Raw genomic sequence first — 16,716 nt, 5'->3', positions numbered from 1 at the left:
GCATGCTTCTGGCCATCGATTGCGGTAACACCAACACCGTCTTCTCGATATGGGACGGCGCGCGTTTCCTGGCGACCTGGCGCACCTCGACCGAGTGGCAACGTACCGCCGACCAGTATTTCGTCTGGCTCTCGACGCTGATGCAGGCGCAGAAGCTGGACGTCACCATCGACGAGGTCATCATCTCGTCCACGGTGCCGCGGGTCGTGTTCAACCTGCGCGTGCTGTGCAATCGCTACTTCGACTGTCGGCCGCTCGTCGTGGGTAAACCAGAATGCCGCCTTCCGACGCAGCCGCGGGTGGACGAGGGCACTCAGGTGGGTCCGGACCGGCTGGTCAACACCGCGGGCGCGTTCGACCGGCACGGCGGCGACCTGATCGTGGTCGACTTCGGGACCGCCACCACGTTTGACGTCGTGGCCGAGGACGGCGCCTATGTCGGCGGCGTCATCGCGCCCGGCGTGAACCTTTCGCTCGAGGCGCTGCACCAGGCGGCGGCCGCGCTGCCGCATGTCGACGTCACGAAACCACAGCAGGTGATCGGCACCAACACCGTCGCCTGCATCCAGTCGGGTGTATTCTGGGGCTACGTTGGCCTTGTCCAGGGCATCTGCGATCGCATCCGCGGCGAGTACGACCGCGACATGACCATCATCGGAACGGGCGGCCTGGCGCCGTTGTTCGCTCAGGGAGACGTCCTCTTCGACCGGATCGAGGACGACCTGACCATGCACGGCCTGACGGTGATCAACGCCTACAACAAGGAAAGTGAATAAATGAGCAATGAGCGGCTGATCTACCTCCCCCTCGGAGGCGCGGGGGAGATCGGAATGAATTGCTATGTCTACGGCTACGGCCCCGAGGGGGCCGAGCGGTACATCGTCGTGGACCTCGGCGTCACGTTCCCGGACATGGACACGACGCCGGGCGTCGACCTGATCTTTCCCGATATCGCGTGGCTGGTCGAGCGGGCCGACCGGATCGACGGCATCTTCATCACCCATGCGCACGAGGATCACGTTGGCGCCGTGGGGCACCTGTGGCACCGCCTGCGCGCGCCGGTTTATGCCCGGGCGTTCACCGGGGCTCTGGCGCGGCTGAAGATGGAAGAGCGGGGACAAGACGCCGAGCAGGTGAACGTCGTCTCGCCCTGGCCCGAGACCGTTAAGGCCGGGCCCTTCAGCGTCGGCTTCCTGCCGGTGTCGCATTCGATCCCCGAAAGCGCGGGGCTCGTGATCGACACGCCGGAGGGCCGGGTAATCCACACCGGCGACTTCAAGATCGATCCCGCCCCGGTCGTGGGCGAGGCGTTCGATTTCGACCTTTGGAGCGATGTCTCGAAGCCCGGCGTGCTGGCGCTGGTCTGCGACTCGACCAACGTGTTCTCGCACCATGCGGGCCGGTCGGAAAGCATGGTCGGTCCCGAGATCGAGCGGCTGGTGCAGGCGCAGCAGGGAATGGTGGTCGCGACCACCTTCGCGTCTAACATCGCGCGGGTGAAGACACTGGCCGAGGCCGGCAAGCGGGCCGGACGGTCGGTCTGCCTGCTGGGCCGAGCCATGCGGCGGATGGTCGAGACTGCGGTCGAGACGGGCATCCTGACCGACTTCCCGTCGACCATACCGCCCGAGGACGCCACCCAGCTTCCGCGCGACAACCTGATGCTGATCGTCACCGGCAGCCAAGGGGAACGGCGCGCCGCCTCGGCTCAGCTGGCGAGGGGCAAGTACCTTGGGCTCAAGATGGCCGAGGGCGACACCTTCCTGTTCTCGTCCAAGACCATCCCGGGCAACGAGCGCGGCGTCATCTCGATCATGAACGCGTTCTCCGAAATGGGCGTGGATGTCGTTGACGACAACGGCGGGCTCTACCACGTCTCGGGCCACGCCAACCGGCCGGACCTCGAGACCATGCACAAGCTGGTCAAGCCGAAATACGTGGTGCCCATGCACGGTGAGCACCGCCACCTGCGCGAGCATGTGAAGCTGGCGGCGGAATCCGGCATCACGGGCGTCCTGGCGCCAAACGGCACCTGCATCAGCCTTTCCGGCGAGGCGCCGCAGGTCGTGGAATATGTCGACACCGGCCGCGTCTATCTGGACGGGGCGGTGCAGATCGGCGCCCTCGACGGCGTGGTGCGCGACCGCATTCGCATGGCGCTGAACGGCCACGTGGTCGTCACGATGATCGTGGACGAGGACGACGTGCCGCTGGGCGATCCGTGGGTCGAGCTCATGGGCCTGCCCGAGACCGGCCGGTCGCGGGCACCCGTGGTCGACGTGCTGGAAGAGGACCTGTCGCAATTCGTCAATCGCGCGGGCCGCAAGACCATCGCCGATGACGAGAAGCTCGAAGACGGCCTGCGCCGTATCGTGCGGCAGTCCGCCAATGACGAGCTGGGTCGCAAGCCGGAGGTGACGGTCGTCATCAGCAGGCTAAGTTGAGCCAAAACGCAACCCGAAGAAGGAGAGAGACATGATCAAGAAGCACGGTTCGGCACGCTGGTCCGGTGGCCTGAAGGACGGCAAGGGCCATGTCTCGACGCAGACGGGAGTGCTGAGCGATCAGCCCTACGGTTTCAACACCCGGTTCGAAGGGGAGCCGGGCACCAATCCCGAAGAGCTGATCGGCGCGGCACACGCCTCGTGTTACTCGATGGCGCTGAGCATGATTCTCGAGCAGCACGACCTGAAGGCCGACGAGATCTCGACGAAGGCCACGGTCTCGCTTGAGCAGCAGGGCGAGGGCTTCGCCATCACGAAGGTGCACCTGGACGTGACGGCGAAGGTGCCGGGTGCGGACGAGAACGCCTTCCTGACGGCGGCCAACGCCGCGAAAGAGGGCTGCCCGGTGTCCAAGCTGCTGACGGCCGAGATCACGATGGATGCGAAGCTGGCCTGAGCGGCAGCGGAAGGTCAGAACGAAGAAGCCCCGGAGCGAACGCTCCGGGGCTTTTTTCTGTTCGGCGGCGGGAGCGGCGCGTCAGCTCGCGCGGCGCTCCTCGAAGCTCATGGCGATGAAGCGGGGCAGGTGGTCGCCCATGCCGACGACGTTGTCGTCGCGCTTGCCGCCCTTGTCGGACTTTCCGCGCCGGCCGCGCTTTTCGTCCTTCTGCGGCTCAGGCTTCGGCTGTTCGGCCTTCTGCGCCTGAGGCTCGGCGTGCGCTTCCTGCGGCTGAGGCTCGGCCGGCTGCTCGGCCTTCTTCTCGGCCGGCTTGCGCGAACGGGGGCGGCGCGGCTTCTTTTCCTGCTCCTCGCTGGCCTCTTCGGGCGCGGGGGCGGATTTCAGCGGGCTTTCGATCCGCGGGATCGGCTTGTCGATCAGCTTCTCGATATCCTCGAGGTTCTTCTCGTCCGAAGGCACGCAGATCATCATGGCCTTGCCGTCACGCCCGGCGCGGCCGGTGCGGCCGATACGGTGCACGTAGTCTTCGGAATGCGAGGGAACGTCGAAGTTGAACACGTGGCTCACTGCCGGCACGTCGAGACCGCGCGCCGCGACGTCCGAGGCCACGAGGAAGCGCAGCTTGCCTTCCCGGAACTCCTCAAGCGTGCGGGTCCGCTGGGACTGGTCCAGGTCGCCGTGGATCGGCGCGGCGTCGTAGCCGTGCTTCTTCAGCGACTTGGCGACGATGTCGACATCGATCTTACGGTTGCAGAAGACGATGGCGTTGGTGCACTTGTCGCCTTCGCCGTCGATCAGGCGCCGCAGAACCTCGCGCTTCTCGGCGGCCTGCCGGTCCTTGCGGCTGGCGCGGAACATCACCACGCCCTGCTCGATCGTCTCTGACGCGGTCGCCTGGCGCGCAACCTCGATCTTCTCGGGAGCCGAGAGGAAGGTGTTGGTGATCCGCTCGATCTCGGACGCCATGGTGGCCGAGAAGAACAGCGTCTGGCGGGTGAACGGCGTGAGCGAGAAGATCCGCTCGATATCCGGGATGAAGCCCATGTCGAGCATGCGATCGGCTTCGTCCACCACCATGATCTGAACGCCGGTCAGCAGCAGCTTGCCGCGCTCGAAATGGTCGAGCAGGCGACCCGGCGTCGCGATCAGGACGTCCACGCCCTTGTCGATCAGCTGGTCCTGCTCCTTGAACGACACTCCGCCGATCAGCAGGGCCTTCGTGAGCTTGGTGTATTTGGCGTAGGTGTCGAAGTTCTCGGCCACCTGCGCGGCCAGTTCGCGCGTCGGCGCCAGCACCAGGCTGCGCGGCATGCGGGCGCGGGCGCGGCCCTTGCCCAGCATGGTGATCATCGGCAGCGTGAAGCTCGCCGTCTTGCCGGTGCCGGTCTGCGCGATGCCCAGCACGTCACGTCCCTGAAGCGCGGCGGGGATTGCGCCCGCCTGGATCGGCGTGGGCGTCGTGTAGCCGGCTTCTTCCACCGCCTTGAGAACTTTGGGGTCGAGGTCGAGGTCAGAAAATTTGGTCATCTGGATCCGTTGGTTTACGGACCCGTCATGGCCCGTACGTCTGAGGGGAGCGGCCCGGACGGCCGAACTTGCCCGATCTGGAATATATTCCCGTACTTTCGGTACTTGATCAGGCTCTTGCGGTCAACGTGACTCGCGAAAAGGTGTGCCGAACGCCTGCGGCGAATGGCATCGAAGCACCTAGCTCAGATAATGGGATGGACTGAAGTCGTTTCCAAGGGCTCAGACCATCATCTCTTTCGTCGCCGTCAGCTTGAGGTCGGGGTGGTCACGCTCGATCCGGTCGATGTCCCACTGAAGGCGGGTCATGTAGACGATGTCGCCGTCGTTGTCGTGCGCGATGTGGCCCTTGTTCGACGACACGAATTTCTCGACCTTGTCCTTCGGCCCCGACACCCAGCGCGCCGAGGTGAACTGCGACGGCTCGAAGCGGACGGGCAGGCCGTATTCCATCTCGATCCGGCTGGCGAGCACCTCGAACTGAAGCTGCCCGACCACGCCGACGATGAAACCCGAGCCCAGCATGGGCTTGAATACCTTGGCCGCGCCTTCCTCGGCAAACTGCATCAGGGCCTTGTCCAGGTGCTTGGCCTTCATCGGGTCGCCGGCGCGGCAGTTCTGCAGAAGCTCGGGCGCGAAGGACGGGATGCCGGTGACGCGCAAGGCTTCGCCCTCGGTCAGTGTGTCGCCGATGCGCAGCTGTCCGTGATTAGGGATGCCGATGATGTCGCCGGCCCAGGCCTCCTCGGCCAGTTCGCGATCCGAGGCGAGGAACAGGACCGGGCTCGAGATCGCCATCGGCTTCTTCGAGCGCACGTGCGTCAGCTTCATGCCGCGATTGAAATGGCCCGACGACAGGCGCACGAAGGCCACCCGGTCGCGGTGCTTGGGGTCCATGTTCGCCTGTACCTTGAACACGAAGCCCGAGACCTTCGTCTCATCCGGCGCGATCTGGCGCGGCTCGGCGCTGGTGACCTGCGGCTGCGGGCCGAATTCGCCGATGCCGTCCATCAGCTCCTTCACCCCGAACGAATTGATGGCGCTGCCGAACCAGATCGGTGTCAGCGTGCCGTCCAGGAATGCCTGCGCTTCGAACGGGGGCAGCAGCTCGCGCGCCATCTCGACCTCTTCCTTGAGTTGGTCGAGCAGGTGCGCCGGCACGTGCTCGGCCAGCTTGGGGTCGTCGAGCCCCTCGATCTTAATCGACTCCGCCACGCGGTTGCGGTCGGCGCGGTCCATCAGTTCCAGCCGGTCGCGCAGCATGTCATAGCAGCCGACGAAGTCGCGCCCCACGCCGATGGGCCAGGAGGCGGGCGTCACGTCGATGGCCAGGTTCTCCTGGATCTCGTCGATGATCTCGAACGTGTCGCGGCTTTCCCGATCCATCTTGTTACAGAAGGTCAGGATCGGCAGGTCGCGTAGGCGGCAGACCTCGAACAGCTTCCGAGTCTGGCTTTCTACGCCCTTTGCGCCGTCGATCACCATGATCGCGGCGTCCACGGCCGTCAGCGTGCGGTACGTGTCCTCGGAAAAGTCCGAGTGGCCGGGCGTGTCGACGAGGTTGAACCGGAAGTCGCGGTAGTCGAACGACATCGCCGAGGCCGAGACCGAAATGCCGCGGTCCTTCTCCATCTGCATGAAGTCCGACCGCGTGCGCCGCGCCTCGCCCTTGGCGCGGACCTGACCCGCCATCTGGATCGCCCCGCCGAAAAGCAGGAACTTCTCGGTCAGCGTGGTCTTGCCCGCGTCGGGGTGCGAAATGATGGCGAAGGTCCGGCGGCGCGCGATCTCGGGCGGCAGGACGGGCTGGTTCGAGGTTCTGTCGAGCATGAAGCGGCATATAGCGGCGCGGCGGGTCCCGCGCAATCGGGCGCGCGATGACGTGCTTGCACGACTCGGGCAGCTCGGGCAGCCTTGGAACATTGGCGGAACATGTCAGGGAGGACGAGGTCATGGCGCGCACGCTATCGGACATCGCGCAACGGCTCGTCGCGGCCTGCCGCACCGGCGACACCCAGCCGATGGTGCAGGAGCTATACGCCGAGAATGCCGAATCGGTCGAACCTTTCGCTGGTCCCGGCATGGACAGCCGCATCGCCCACGGGCGCGAGGCGATCCTGGGCAAGCACGAATGGTGGGAGCAGACGTTCGAGGTGCACGACCTGTCGGTCGAGGGACCGTTCCTGCACGGCGAAGATCGCTTCGCCGTCATCTTCGAGGTCGAAGCAACGAACCGCCAGACGGGCGAGCGGAGCCGGATGAAGGAAGTCGGGGTCTACTACGTTCAGGACGGACAGGTCGCGCGGGAAGAGTTCTTCTTCACGCCCGATCAGGACGACGCCTGACGCAGCAGCTTCACTGCATCGGCCGCGTCAAGCGAGCCGGCGCGGATCTCGAACCCCAGATCCCGGCGGGTGGCGTCGCTGCCAACGCTGTGTAGCTGGGCGCGCACGGCGTCGGGCAGGGCGGGGCGCACCCGCGTGTCCACCATCAGGCTTTCGGCGGCGATGCCCTCGGCATAGATGATCTCGTGCGCGTCGAAGAGCAGCTGGAAGTATTCGACGAACCCGCCGGCCGTCCGCGTGACATTGTCGCCGTTCACCAAATACTTGGCCTTGACCAACAACTCCGATCTTCCGGCCTTCACCGCGTCGCGGCGCTGGTAGACGAAGAGCCGGTGGTCCGGGCTCACGATCAGGTCGGCCTCGTTGTTCAGCGCGCCGGCCCGGATACGGATCGGGGCGAAGGCGCCGGAGGCCCGCACCGTTTGCCGTCCCACCCAGCGGACGGGGCACGGCCCGTGATCGCGGGTCAGCACCTTGTCCCTCACCGCGATCTCCTCCACCGGCACCTGCTGCCCGGTGGCCAGCGTGATCCGCGTCCCGCGCGTGAAGGACACGCAACCCGCCTCGGCGAAGCGGCGCGGCGCGGCCCGGGGATCAAGTGTTACCAGCGCGTACGCCTGCCGCGGCGCGACGGGGGCGAGCGGAAACAGATAGACGCGCGGCTGGCGCCCGTCCTCGACCAGGATCAGGGCCTCGAACGTGCCGCCGTCGGGGGACATGAAGGTGGCGCAGGCGTCCAGCCGCACCGCCGCTCCCGGCACGCCGGAGGGGCTGTCGAACGCCACACGCAGCGCCTCGGGCGGGCCGTGTACGGCCAGACGCGTGCCGGAGGCGCCCGACGCCAGGCGGTAGACGTCGCCCAATACGAGGTCCGCCGCCACGCCCAGGGGATCGCCCAGACTCGCCCCCTCGACCGCCGTAAACTCGGCTGCCGGGAATACCGGCAGGCTCTGCGTCGCTGTCGTCCGGGGATAATCGTCTTGCGTCATCTGCACGTGATCGGAAACCGAGGTCTCCACAGCCTTAGGCGGCGGCGCGCGAGGCGTCAAACGGCGGGTGCGTGCATTCCCGTCCGCCGCACGATCTGCGGCGCGAGCGTGCACTGGCGCATCGGGCGCGGCTTTTCCGCCCGGGTGCGGAGTGCTACGTCCTGCGCAGCGAAGAGAAACAGCGGAGGACACGCGAATGGATCTGGGCATTAAGGGAAAGAAGGCGTTGGTCACGGCCTCGTCGAAGGGGCTGGGGCTGGGCTGCGCCCGCGCACTGGCGGAGGCCGGCGTTGAGCTGGTAATGAACGCCCGCGGCGAAGAGGCGCTTGAGGCCGAGGCCAAGCGAATCCGTGAAGACTTTGGCGTCACCGTCACGACCGTGCCCTGCGACGTGACAACCGAGGAAGGTCAGCACAAGGTCCTGCAGGCGGCGGGCGACGTCGACATCCTGGTGACGAATGCGGGCGGCCCCCCGCCGGGCCTGTGGTCGGACTGGGAGCGCGAGGATTTTATCAAAGCGCTCGACTCCAACATGCTCACGCCCATCGCGCTGATGAAGGCGCTGCTGCCGGGAATGTGCGAGCGGCGCTGGGGCCGCGTGGTCAACATCACTTCGCAATCGGTCAAGGCGCCCATCCCGGCGCTGGGGCTGTCAAACAGCGCGCGCGCCGGCCTGACCGGCTATGTCGCCGGCACGGCGCGGCAGGTGGCCGAGTTTGGCGTAACGATCAACAACCTGCTGCCGGGCATCCACGACACCGACCGTGCGGTATCGCTCGACTCCGGCGTGGCGCAGCGCGAGCATATCTCGATGGAAGAGGCCCGCACACGCCGCGAGGCGACCATCCCCGTGCGCCGCTACGGGCAGAAGGAAGAGTTCGGCGCAACCTGCGCCTTCCTTTGCTCAAAGCACGCGGGCTTCATCGTGGCGCAGAACGTGCTCTGCGATGGCGGGGCCACCAACGCGACGATCTGAACGGAGCGGGGGCGCTTCAGCCCCCGCAGCCCAATCTCCGTGGTTAGGGGGCAAGCGGCGGAAGAGCAACAGCGGCAAGCAGACCGCAAGAATGCTAAACGCGCCGTGCGTCACGGATTATCTGTCTTTGAATTTTTTCGACCAGCTGGCGCCTGCTGCGCCGGCTTGTTTCCGAATGGAGCGGGCGATGAGATTCGAACTCACGACCCTTACCTTGGCAAGGTAATGCTCTACCCCTGAGCTACGCCCGCTTCCTTTTCGGTCCGGAGCAGCGTTTGCCGCTCCGTGTCGGTGAGGCGGTATTTAGGGATCAGGGCCGGTGGCTGCAAGAGGAAAATTCAGGGGATCCGCGGGATTTTTGGCTTCCGTCGCGGCATTTCGTTCATGCACGCTGCGCTGCCCCTCATCGGTCCCTTCGGTCCCTCTTCTTGCACGAGGAGGAACTGGAGGGACCGACGAAGACCGAACCTTACTCCAGCTCGACCAGCAGGTCCTTGGCGTCGATCTGCGCGCCCGGCGTCACGTGGACGGCCTTGACCACGGCGTCGCGCTCGGCGTGCAGGCCTGTCTCCATCTTCATGGCCTCGATGGTCAGCAGCAGGTCGCCTTCTTTCACTGACGCGCCTGCCGTCGCACTGACCGACGCCACGACCCCTGGCATCGGCGCGCCGACGTGGTTCGGGTTGTCAGCCTCGACCTTCGCGCGGGCGCCGCTCGCGGCGGCCACGCGCCGGTCCTTCACTCGGATCAGGCGCGGCTGCCCGTTGAGTTCGAAGAACAGCTTGGCCTCGCCTTCGTCGTTCGTCTCGCCGATGGCCTGGCAACGAATTTCGAGCGTCTTGCCCGGGGCGATCTCGGCCGAGATCTCTTCGCCCGCCTCCATGCCGTAGAAGAAGGTGTGCGTGGGCAGCGTGCGCACCGGCCCGTACTCCGCGTGCCGGCGGCGGTAGTCGGTGAAGACCTTGGGGTACATCAGATAGCCGCCGAGATCCTCGTCGTCGATCTGTTCACCTCCGAGCGCCTCGGACGCCTCCGTGCGCGCGGCTTCGAGGTCCACGGGCTTCAGGTGCTTGCCCGGCCGCTCGGTGTTCGGCTTCTCGCCCTTCAGCACCTTCTTCACGATGCTGGCCGGAAAGCCGCCCGGCGGCTGGCCGAGATTGCCGCGCATCATGTCGATTACGCTGTCTGGAAACGACACCTCGGTCTTCGGGTCCTCTACCTGTTCGCGGGTGAGGCCCTGGCTGACCATCATCAGCGCCATGTCGCCCACAACCTTCGACGACGGCGTGACCTTCACGATGTCGCCGAACATCATGTTCACGTCGGCATAAGTCTTGGCGACCTCGTGCCACTTCTCCTCGAGCCCCAGAGAGCGCGCCTGGGCCTTGAGGTTCGTGAACTGCCCGCCCGGCATCTCGTGCAGGTACACCTCGGAGGCGGGAGACTGCATCCCGGATTCGAAGGCGGCGTACTGGTCGCGGACGTTTTCCCAGTAGTTCGAGAGTTCGCGCACCGCGGCGATGTCGAGTCCGGTCTCGCGCTCGGTATGCGCCAGCGCCGAGACCACGGTGCCGAGCGTCGCCTGGCTGGTGTTGCCCGACAGCGAATCCATTGCGCAATCTACCGCGTCCACGCCCGCCTCGGCCGCCGCCATGATCGAGCCGCAGGCGATGCCGGCGGTGTCGTGGGTGTGGAAGTGGATCGGCAGGCCCACCTCCTCCTTCAGTGCGCCGATCAGCATGCGCGCCTGCACCGGTTTCAGCAGGCCCGCCATGTCCTTGAGGCCCAGGACGTGTGCGCCTGCGGCCTCCAGTTCTTTCGCCATGCCGACGTAGTACTTCAGATCGTACTTCGACCGCTCCGGGTCCAGCAGGTCGCCGGTGTAACAGATCGTGCCCTCGCAGACCTTGCCGGCGTCGATCACCGCGTCCATGGCGACGCGCATGTTCTCGACCCAGTTCAGGCTGTCGAAGACGCGGAAGACATCGACGCCGGACTCGGCGGCCTGCCTGATGAAGAACTGCACCACGTTGTCGGGATAGTTGGTATAGCCCACGCCGTTCGAGGCGCGCAGGAGCATCTGCGTCATCACGTTGGGCATCCGCGCACGCAGGTCGCGCAGGCGCTGCCACGGGCATTCCTGAAGGAAGCGATAAGCCACGTCGAAGGTCGCGCCGCCCCAGCACTCGACGCTGAAAAGCTGCGGCAGGTTGGCGGCGTAGGCGGGGGCGACACGCACCATGTCGATCGACCGCATGCGCGTCGCCAGCAGCGACTGGTGGCTGTCGCGCATGGTGGTGTCCGTGATCAGCAGGCGCGACTGCTCCGACATCCACTTGGCCAGCCCTTCGGGTCCGCGTTCGTCCAGGATTTGCTTGGTCCCCGGCGCAGGCGTGTCGGTCATCGGCCGAGGGGCTTTCGGCGTCTTCACGTCGGCGCGGGGCTTCGGGCGGCCCTCGGTCTCGGGATGCCCGTTCACCGTGATGTCCGCGATATAGGTTAGGATCTTCGTCGCGCGGTCCTGACGCGGGGCGAAATCGAACAGCTCGGGCGTCTGGTCGATGAACTTGGTGTGGTACTCGTTGTTCAGGAAGACTGGGTGCTTGAGCAGGTTGATCACGAAGTCGATGTTCGTGCTGACCCCGCGGATGCGGAACTCGCGCAGGGCGCGGTCCATCCGGGCAATGGCGGCCTCGGGCGTGCGGGCCCAGGCGGTCACCTTGGTCAGGAGCGAATCGTAGTACCGCGTGATCACGGCGCCGGAATAGGCGGTGCCGCCGTCGAGCCGGATGCCCATGCCGGTGGCCGAGCGATATGTCGTGATGCGGCCATAGTCGGGGATGAAGTTGTTGGTCGGGTCCTCGGTCGTCACTCGGCACTGCAGCGCATGGCCGTCGAGTTGAACGTCGTACTGGCTGGCCACGCCGGTGGCCTCCATCAGCGACTTGCCCTCGGCAATCAGGATCTGCGCCTTGACGATGTCGATGCCGGTGACCTCTTCGGTGACCGTGTGCTCGACCTGCACGCGCGGATTGACCTCGATGAAATAGAACTGCCCGGTCGCCATATCCATCAGGAACTCGACCGTGCCGGCGCACTCGTAGCCGACCTGCTCGGCGATTTTTCGGCCGAGATTGCACAGTTCCTCGCGTTGCGCGGGCGAGAGGTAGGGGGCGGGCGCGCGTTCGACGACCTTCTGGTTGCGGCGCTGGACCGAACAGTCGCGCTCCCACAGGTGATAGATGTTGCCCTGGCTGTCGCCGAGGATCTGCACCTCGACGTGGCGGGCGCGCTCGATCATCTTCTCGAGGTAACCCTCGCCGTTGCCGAATGCCGCCTCGGCCTCGCGCCGGCCCTCGCGCACCTTCTCCTCAAGCTCGTCGGGGCCCATGATCGGGCGCATGCCGCGGCCGCCGCCGCCCCAGGATGCCTTTAGCATCAGGGGATAGCCGATCCCGGCGGCCTCTTTGCGGATCGCGTCCATGTCGTCGCCCAGTACCTCGGTCGCCGGGATGACCGGCACGCCGGCCTCGATGGCGACCTTGCGGGCGCTGGCCTTGTCGCCGAGGGCACGCATTGTCTCGGCCTTGGGACCGATGAAGGTGATGCCGGCGTCTCGGCAGGCCTCCACGAATTCCGGATTCTCGGACAACAGGCCGTAGCCCGGGTGGATCGCATCTGCGCCCGACATCTTGGCGACGCGGATGATTTCGCCGATCGACAGGTAGGCCGCGACGGGTCCGAGTCCTTCGCCCACCTGGTACGCTTCGTCCGCCTTGAAGCGGTGCAGGCTCAGCTTGTCCTCGGCGGCGTAGATCGCGACCGTTCGTTTCCCGAGTTCGTTGGCGGCGCGCATTACGCGGATGGCGATCTCGCCGCGGTTGGCGATGAGGATTTTGTTGAACTCGGCCATGATCCGCCCTCGTTTTTTGCAGGTGCAGCAAAAGTTGTAGGGCCAACGTGCCGAGCCGTAAACAGGTGGATGCGACGGTCTGACGCAGCGGCGCTTCAGTCGGGATGCGTGACGGTCGAGGCGATACTGCGGACGGCGGCCGCGATGTCGGGCGCTGCCATGGGGGCCGGCTTGGCCAATGCGGCATCGTCGCGGTTGGCCGGCTGGGGAGAGGTCGGCGGAGGGTCGAGCGGCCCGTGGATCACCGGCATCGACTGCATTTCGCCGCACGCCCGTTCGGCCCGATCGCGGATATCGCCGAGCGCGCTGGCGATCGAGCGGCAGACGCCAGCCACCGCCTGAAGACGCTCCGCCACCGGGTCGCCGCTGCCGGGTGAGACGCTCTCGATATAGCTGGTCACGCGGTGAAGCTGGAACTGGGCCTGCACGCCCAGGAACAGGATGTCGTCGAGTGCGCGTCGCGTCCCGTCGGAGTGATGGGAGCCGTCCAGCGGCAGCGCTGTGCCGACGATCAGGGTGGTGCCGTCGGTGCGTTCCACCGGCTGGATCGTCGTGTCCCAGCGCGACCGGCCTTGCGGCAGATCCAGCGTTTCGCGATAGCGCAGGGGGCGGTTGTCGGCCAGGCAGGCGGCGTAGCGGGTGCAGAGCTCCTGGGCCTGTGGCTCGGGCAGCAGGTCGTGCGGGCGCCGGCCGGCGAGCGCCTTGCCGTCCAATCCCGTCGCGCGTTCGTAGGCGTCGTTGACGCAGATGACGCGGAACTCCCCTTTCGCCGGATCCCGTTCCACGGCGAACATCGGGGACGAGAAGACACCGAGGCTTCGGCGCAGCGCATCGGCGGATTCGGTCGGCATCATGTGTTCTTTACCTCTGCGGCGAAACTCCGGCGGCAGGATGGCGCGCGGAGGTAAAGGCCGGGTCAACGAGCTTACCCTTCGTTGCCGACCATGTGAACGGACGGGGAACAGCGCTTTCCCTCCCGAGGCGATCGGGTTAGAGTCGCGCCCATGAGCAGTTTCGACGAAAGCGACGCATTCGAGGCGGCGGTGCCGCTGTCGGCCCGTGCGATGGCAGCGCGTCCCGCCCCGTATCTCGACGACCTGAACCCGGCGCAGCGCGAAGCGGTCGAGGCGCTGGACGGCCCGGTGCTGATGCTGGCCGGCGCGGGGACCGGCAAGACCAAGGCGTTGACGACCCGGATCGCGCACCTGCTGAATACCGGCAAGGCGCGCCCGAACGAGATCCTGTCGGTGACCTTCACCAACAAGGCCGCGCGCGAGATGAAGGAGCGTGTCGCCCGGCTTCTCGGCCAGACGGTCGAGGGGATGCCGTGGCTGGGCACCTTCCACGCCATCTGCGTGAAGCTGTTGCGCCGGCACGCGGAACTGGTGGGGCTCAAGACGAACTTCACCATCCTCGATACCGACGACCAGATTCGCCTGCTCAAGCAGCTCATTGCGGCCGAGAACATCGACGAGAAGCGCTGGCCTGCCCGCCAGCTTGCCGGGCTGATCGACCACTGGAAGAACCGGGCCTGGACGCCCGACAAGGTGCCGGCCTCCGAGGCCTCGGCCTTCAACAACCGCGGAACTGAACTGTACGACTATTACCAGCAGCGGCTGAAGACGTTGAATGCCGTGGATTTCGGCGACCTCTTGCTGCACGTCCTGACGATCTTCCAGGACAACCCGGACGTGCTGGCCCAGTATCAGCGCTGGTTCCGCTATATCCTCGTGGACGAGTACCAGGACACCAACGTCGCGCAGTATCTCTGGCTGCGGCTTCTGGCGCAGGGGCACAAGAACATCTGCTGCGTGGGCGACGACGACCAGTCGATCTATGGCTGGCGCGGGGCCGAGGTGGGCAACATCCTGCGGTTCGAGAAGGACTTTCCCGGCGCAATCGTCGTCCGGCTTGAGCAGAACTATCGCTCGACGCCGCACATCCTGGGCGCGGCCTCGGGCGTCATCGACGCCAACAAGGGGCGGCTGGGCAAGACGCTGTGGACCGACGCCGACGGGGGCGAGAAGGTCCGCCTGATCGGCCACTGGGACGGGGAAGAGGAAGCCCGCTGGATCGGCGAAGAGATCGAGTCGCTCCAGAAGGGCACGCGCGGGATGGAGGGCTTCTCGCTCGACGACATGGCGATTCTCGTCCGCGCCTCGCACCAGATGCGCACGTTCGAGGACCGGTTCCTGACGATAGGCCTGCCGTACCGCGTGATCGGCGGCCCGCGCTTCTACGAGCGGATGGAGATTCGCGACGCGATGGCCTATTTCCGGCTCGCCGTGTCGCCCGACGACGATCTCGCGTTCGAGCGGATCGTGAACACGCCGAAGCGGGGCCTGGGCGACAAGGCGCAGCAGAAGATCCAGATCGCGGCGCGCGAGAACGGCGTCAGCCTGCTGGATGGCGCGCGCATCCTGCTGGCCGAGAAGGGGTTGGGCGGCAAGGGCGCGGCCGAATTGCGCCTGCTGGTCGATAACCTGGCGCGCTGGCACGATCTGGCGGTGGGCCCGCTGGAGAGGATCGTGCCGGGCGACGACGAGGCGGTGGTGATCGAGGACGAGGCCGCGCTGCGCCCCAAGCCGAAGATCAGCCATATCGAGCTGGCCGAGCAGATCCTCGAGGAATCGGGCTATACCGCGCACTGGCAGAACGACAAGACGCCGGAAGCGCCGGGGCGGCTGGAAAACCTCAAGGAACTGGTGAAGGCGCTGGAGCAGTTCGAGAACCTTCAGGGCTTCCTCGAACACGTCGCTTTGATCATGGACAACGAGACCGAGGAGCAGGGCGCAAAGGTCTCGATCATGACGCTGCACGCGGCCAAGGGGCTGGAGTTCCCGGTCGTATTCCTGCCGGGGTGGGAAGACGGGCTGTTCCCGTCGCAGCGAAGCATGGACGAAAGCGGTCTGAAGGGGCTCGAGGAAGAGCGGCGGCTGGCCTATGTCGGCATCACGCGGGCCGAGGAGCTGTGCACGATCTCTTTCGCGGCGAACCGGCGGGTCTATGGCCAGTGGCAGTCGGCGCTTCCGTCACGGTTCGTCGACGAACTCTCCGAGGAACATGTCGAGGTGCTGACGCCTCCGGGCCTCTATGGTGGCGGCTACGGCGCGGCGGGCATGGCGGCGAGCGCGAGCCCGAAGATGATGCAGGAGGCGCAGTCGAACCTGCACGAACGCGCGGCGGAGGCGAACGTCTACAACTCGCCGGGCTGGAAGAGAATGCAAGCCCGCAGCGCCACGCGCTCGATGAGCCAGCCGCGCGAGTCGCGCAACATGATCATAGACGCGGACGCCGTGTCGGCCTTCACCGAGGGCGACCGCGTGTTCCACAAGAAGTTCGGCTACGGCACCGTCACCGGGATCGAGGGCGACAAGCTCGATATCGCATTCGAAAAGGCGGGATCGAAGAAGGTGGTCGCCAAGTTTGTGATCGAAGCCGACCGGGCGGACGACGTGCCCTTCTGATTCTTTCCGGAGTCCGTGCTAAGCCGCTGTTAACTTTAGCCTCTCATAAAACGCCGGCGGTCCGAAGAGAGAGGCGTAGAATGAAGATACTTGTTGTCGAGTGCGATCCGGCGCTCGGCCCGGCTTGGGCCGCTGCGCTTACCGCAGCCGGACACGGGGTCACCCTGGCCGGCTCGATGGAGGAGGGGGGGCAGGCGCTCCTCACCACGCTCTACGACCTTGTCGTGGTCGATCTCGATCTTGGCGAACACAGCGGCATTCCCCTGGTCAACCTGTTCGCCATCCGCAATCCGCGACGTCCGGCGCTGCTGATGTCGGGGTCGCGCCTGTTTTCCCGGGGCGAGTTGTTCCGGCTTTGCGCCAACATCTCGATGGTGCTGCCGCGCGGCATCTGCCCCTCGGAACTGGTTGCTGTGGCCGAGCATCAGGGCGCGCGCGCCGAGTGTATGGCGCCGCTCGCTCGGTCATTACCCGCAGATGTGCAGAGGGCCATCTGAATACAGAAGCGGCGACGCCCGGGAGGAGGTGGACGCCGCCGCTCTTTCAACGAACGCACCCTAGGGAGGAGGAGAGGGCGGCCCGTATCCGGTGGAGC

General features: G+C 66.1%; 12 protein-coding genes and 1 tRNA gene. 7 read left to right on the top strand and 6 right to left on the bottom strand.

Annotated features, from left to right (window positions below; all coding sequences use genetic code 11):
* Positions 1-2: 2 nt before the first annotated feature.
* The 3 genes from BM162_RS13470 to BM162_RS13460 are packed head-to-tail and all read left to right on the top strand — an operon-like array spanning position 3 to position 2,901.
* Positions 3-776 carry a type III pantothenate kinase gene (locus tag BM162_RS13470; protein WP_093422882.1) on the top strand — a complete coding sequence of 258 codons (774 nt, stop codon included), beginning with the start codon at positions 3-5 and terminating at the stop codon, positions 774-776.
* Positions 777-2,444 (top strand): ribonuclease J, encoded by a 1,668-nt coding sequence (locus BM162_RS13465; protein WP_093422879.1) that lies wholly within the window; start codon positions 777-779, stop codon positions 2,442-2,444.
* Between the two features lie 31 nt (positions 2,445-2,475).
* Positions 2,476-2,901 carry an OsmC family protein gene (locus BM162_RS13460; RefSeq protein ID WP_093422877.1) on the top strand — a complete coding sequence of 142 codons (426 nt, stop codon included), beginning with the start codon at positions 2,476-2,478 and terminating at the stop codon, positions 2,899-2,901.
* Between the two features lie 81 nt (positions 2,902-2,982).
* Here BM162_RS13460 and BM162_RS13455 read toward each other — a convergent pair whose 3' ends face one another.
* A complete protein-coding gene (locus BM162_RS13455; protein ID WP_093422874.1) occupies positions 2,983-4,431 on the bottom strand; it encodes a DEAD/DEAH box helicase in 1,449 nt (482 codons plus the stop codon).
* 222 nt (positions 4,432-4,653) lie between these two features.
* A complete protein-coding gene (locus BM162_RS13450) occupies positions 4,654-6,261 on the bottom strand; it encodes a peptide chain release factor 3 (RefSeq protein WP_093422872.1) in 1,608 nt (535 codons plus the stop codon).
* Between the two features lie 122 nt (positions 6,262-6,383).
* Between BM162_RS13450 and BM162_RS13445 the strand changes: the two genes are divergently transcribed.
* Positions 6,384-6,776, top strand: a complete 393-nt coding sequence (locus BM162_RS13445; protein WP_093422869.1) for a nuclear transport factor 2 family protein — start codon at positions 6,384-6,386, stop codon at positions 6,774-6,776.
* Here BM162_RS13445 and BM162_RS13440 read toward each other — a convergent pair.
* Positions 6,761-7,765: a Hint domain-containing protein gene (locus BM162_RS13440; RefSeq protein ID WP_093423193.1), complete on the bottom strand. Its 1,005-nt coding sequence runs from the start codon at positions 7,763-7,765 to the stop codon at positions 6,761-6,763. The genes BM162_RS13445 and BM162_RS13440 overlap by 16 nt on opposite strands.
* A 196-nt stretch (positions 7,766-7,961) precedes the next feature.
* On the opposite strand from BM162_RS13440, the gene BM162_RS13435 reads away from it, so the two are divergent.
* On the top strand, positions 7,962-8,741 hold the full coding sequence (locus BM162_RS13435) for an SDR family oxidoreductase (RefSeq protein WP_093422867.1): 780 nt from the start codon (positions 7,962-7,964) through the stop codon (positions 8,739-8,741).
* 176 nt (positions 8,742-8,917) lie between these two features.
* On the opposite strand, the gene BM162_RS13430 is transcribed toward BM162_RS13435, so the two are convergent.
* The 3 genes from BM162_RS13430 to BM162_RS13420 form a co-directional block, all read right to left on the bottom strand.
* Positions 8,918-8,992, bottom strand: a tRNA-Gly gene (locus BM162_RS13430).
* A gap of 218 nt (positions 8,993-9,210) precedes the next feature.
* Complete coding sequence (locus BM162_RS13425) at positions 9,211-12,654, bottom strand: pyruvate carboxylase (RefSeq protein ID WP_093422864.1); 3,444 nt, start codon at positions 12,652-12,654, stop codon at positions 9,211-9,213.
* A gap of 95 nt (positions 12,655-12,749) precedes the next feature.
* Complete coding sequence (locus tag BM162_RS13420; protein WP_177215162.1) at positions 12,750-13,505, bottom strand: PAS domain-containing protein; 756 nt, start codon at positions 13,503-13,505, stop codon at positions 12,750-12,752.
* A 153-nt stretch (positions 13,506-13,658) separates the two neighbouring features.
* Between BM162_RS13420 and BM162_RS13415 the strand changes: the two genes are divergently transcribed.
* Together BM162_RS13415 and BM162_RS13410 are read left to right on the top strand one after the other, a co-directional pair.
* Positions 13,659-16,121, top strand: coding sequence for an ATP-dependent helicase (locus BM162_RS13415; protein WP_093422859.1), 2,463 nt, complete (start codon positions 13,659-13,661; stop codon positions 16,119-16,121).
* A gap of 80 nt (positions 16,122-16,201) precedes the next feature.
* Positions 16,202-16,618 (top strand): response regulator transcription factor, encoded by a 417-nt coding sequence (locus BM162_RS13410; protein WP_093422857.1) that lies wholly within the window; start codon positions 16,202-16,204, stop codon positions 16,616-16,618.
* Positions 16,619-16,716 lie beyond the last annotated feature (98 nt).

The sequence above is a fragment of the Tranquillimonas alkanivorans genome, assembly GCF_900115595.1.
Lineage (GTDB): Bacteria > Pseudomonadota > Alphaproteobacteria > Rhodobacterales > Rhodobacteraceae > Tranquillimonas > Tranquillimonas alkanivorans.
The sequence above is the reverse complement of the archived record's forward strand: the minus strand, read 5'-3'. Positions and strand labels throughout refer to the sequence as shown.

What these genes read in the sequence shown, in the direction of transcription:
- BM162_RS13470 (WP_093422882.1), top strand. Translation starts at nt 3, where the DNA reads ATGCTTCTGGCCATCGATTGCGGTAACACCAACACCGTCTTCTCGATA.
- BM162_RS13465 (WP_093422879.1), top strand. Translation starts at nt 777, where the DNA reads ATGAGCAATGAGCGGCTGATCTACCTCCCCCTCGGAGGCGCGGGGGAG.
- BM162_RS13460 (WP_093422877.1), top strand. Translation starts at nt 2,476, where the DNA reads ATGATCAAGAAGCACGGTTCGGCACGCTGGTCCGGTGGCCTGAAGGAC.
- BM162_RS13455 (WP_093422874.1), bottom strand. Translation starts at nt 4,431, where the DNA reads ATGACCAAATTTTCTGACCTCGACCTCGACCCCAAAGTTCTCAAGGCG.
- BM162_RS13450 (WP_093422872.1), bottom strand. Translation starts at nt 6,261, where the DNA reads ATGCTCGACAGAACCTCGAACCAGCCCGTCCTGCCGCCCGAGATCGCG.
- BM162_RS13445 (WP_093422869.1), top strand. Translation starts at nt 6,384, where the DNA reads ATGGCGCGCACGCTATCGGACATCGCGCAACGGCTCGTCGCGGCCTGC.
- BM162_RS13440 (WP_093423193.1), bottom strand. Translation starts at nt 7,765, where the DNA reads ATGACGCAAGACGATTATCCCCGGACGACAGCGACGCAGAGCCTGCCG.
- BM162_RS13435 (WP_093422867.1), top strand. Translation starts at nt 7,962, where the DNA reads ATGGATCTGGGCATTAAGGGAAAGAAGGCGTTGGTCACGGCCTCGTCG.
- BM162_RS13425 (WP_093422864.1), bottom strand. Translation starts at nt 12,654, where the DNA reads ATGGCCGAGTTCAACAAAATCCTCATCGCCAACCGCGGCGAGATCGCC.
- BM162_RS13420 (WP_177215162.1), bottom strand. Translation starts at nt 13,505, where the DNA reads ATGCCGACCGAATCCGCCGATGCGCTGCGCCGAAGCCTCGGTGTCTTC.
- BM162_RS13415 (WP_093422859.1), top strand. Translation starts at nt 13,659, where the DNA reads ATGAGCAGTTTCGACGAAAGCGACGCATTCGAGGCGGCGGTGCCGCTG.
- BM162_RS13410 (WP_093422857.1), top strand. Translation starts at nt 16,202, where the DNA reads ATGAAGATACTTGTTGTCGAGTGCGATCCGGCGCTCGGCCCGGCTTGG.